Origin of the sequence: Microcoleus sp. Pol12B5, assembly GCF_036701335.1 — a bacterium.
Classification (GTDB): domain Bacteria; phylum Cyanobacteriota; class Cyanobacteriia; order Cyanobacteriales; family Microcoleaceae; genus Microcoleus.
Genome location: NZ_JAUBQQ010000028.1, coordinates 61,901 through 63,409 on the forward strand (window position 1 = coordinate 61,901; position 1,509 = coordinate 63,409).

The 1,509-nt window shown below is 41.0% G+C and carries 2 protein-coding genes and 1 rRNA gene; all 3 read left to right on the forward strand.

Annotation, left to right across the window (positions count from 1 at the left end):
• The first annotated feature begins 46 nt into the window (after nucleotides 1-46).
• The 3 genes from rrf (at nucleotide 47) to QUA24_RS14610 (ending at nucleotide 1,031) form a co-directional block, all read left to right on the forward strand.
• A 5S ribosomal RNA gene (gene rrf / locus QUA24_RS14600) occupies nucleotides 47-163 on the forward strand.
• A 186-nt stretch (nucleotides 164-349) separates the two neighbouring features.
• Entirely contained in the window at nucleotides 350-649 is a 300-nt protein-coding gene (locus QUA24_RS14605) for a type II toxin-antitoxin system HigB family toxin (RefSeq protein WP_333230509.1), read from the forward strand.
• The gene (locus QUA24_RS14610) at nucleotides 633-1,031 is read left to right on the forward strand and encodes a transcriptional regulator (protein WP_333230510.1); all 399 of its coding nucleotides are present in this window, start codon (nucleotides 633-635) and stop codon (nucleotides 1,029-1,031) included. The genes QUA24_RS14605 and QUA24_RS14610 overlap by 17 nt, the downstream gene beginning before the upstream one ends.
• Nucleotides 1,032-1,509 lie beyond the last annotated feature (478 nt).

Consider the following 1,509-nt stretch of genomic DNA (forward strand, 5'->3'; position numbering starts at 1 on the left):
GCATCAAACTAAACGCAGACACAGGATTAAAAGTTTTCAAAGCTTTCCTGGTGCTTATGATGTAATGGAACCACTCCGATCCATCCCGAACTCGGTTGTTAAACGTTGCTATGGCGAAGATACTCGGCGGGTCACTGCCCGGTAAAATAGCTCAGTGCCAGGTTAATAATAAACTAAAGCTCTTTTCCCGCAACAACGGAAAAGGGCTTTAGTTTTTTGGGGATTTACAGATGTTTATAATATGACAAGTGCGTAAGTCCAGAACATTTGGGGATTTACAGATGTTTATAATATGACAAGTGCGTAAGTCCAGAACAAAATCTGGTGTAGTTTGGAAAACAAGGGTGAAATGCGTGTTATCAGCAGAAAAATCCTGCGAGATTTCTGTGAAAATCATGCCGATTCCTGCGATGCACTTTATGACTGGTATAGAGTTTCAAGTAAAGCGGAATGGCTGAACCTAATTGATGTTCAGCAGATTTATCCAAAAGCTGAGTCAGTCAGAAATTTTACCGTATTTAATATTAAGGGAGATCGATATCGGCTGATTGTTGATTGGGTTTATGTTTCTCAAAGAATCTACATCAAATATGTTCTGACTCACGCTGAGTATGATAAGGATGAGTGGAAAAATGATCCGTACTTTTGATGCAAAATCTTATACAGATTTACTTGTTCGGTATCAACCAAAACCGATCGCAAATGAAGCAGAAAACGAGGCCACGATCGCTCTCGCTTGCGAACTGGAACACCGCCCTATGCGATCGCTGGAGGAAGAGCTATTTCTGGAGCTTTTGATAACGCTGATTGAAAAATTTGAATCTGAAAATTATCCGATTCCGGCAGGAAATGCTGCTTCAATGTTGCAACATTTAATGGATGCGAGAAATTTGGAGAAATCTGATTTGATTCCTGTTTTGGGAACGGAAACAGAGGTTGATAAAGTTTTTGTTAGCAGAAGGGCGATCGAAATACATGAAGCCACGAAGTTAGCCGATTTTTTCCACGTGGATATTAGTTTGTTTCTCTAATCGCCAGCCGCTACTTGTTGAGTAGGAATTGCTGATATTCGCTCTCCGGCTGATTAATCATTAGTTTTAAGCGATCGCCCTTAATTTTAGCAGTCAATAGTGGGCGATCGCCTTCCGCCTCCCTCATAGCCAGAATCGCGGGCAAAAGTTACTGCCTAAACTGTGCTATATTTTTGGCTAATTTGTCGAAGCAATTTAGTAAAATTGTCCTTGTCAGATTCATTTAAAAACCTATCTACTACCTCTTTTAACCTAGACAAGTCATTGGTATAGTTCTTGTCAGATAGCTGTGACACTACTTGCGACGAGAAAAATCTTACTAAATCAGGTTCATTAGATAAGACATCTACAACATCTTTCAACTTAGACAAGTTCTGACTGGACTTCTCGTCTGATAAAATGTAACCGTTCAGGGGGTGCGCCTGGGGCGCACCACCCTAAGAGGAGTTGTAAAGAATTTGGGGAGAAAGGCGGGCGT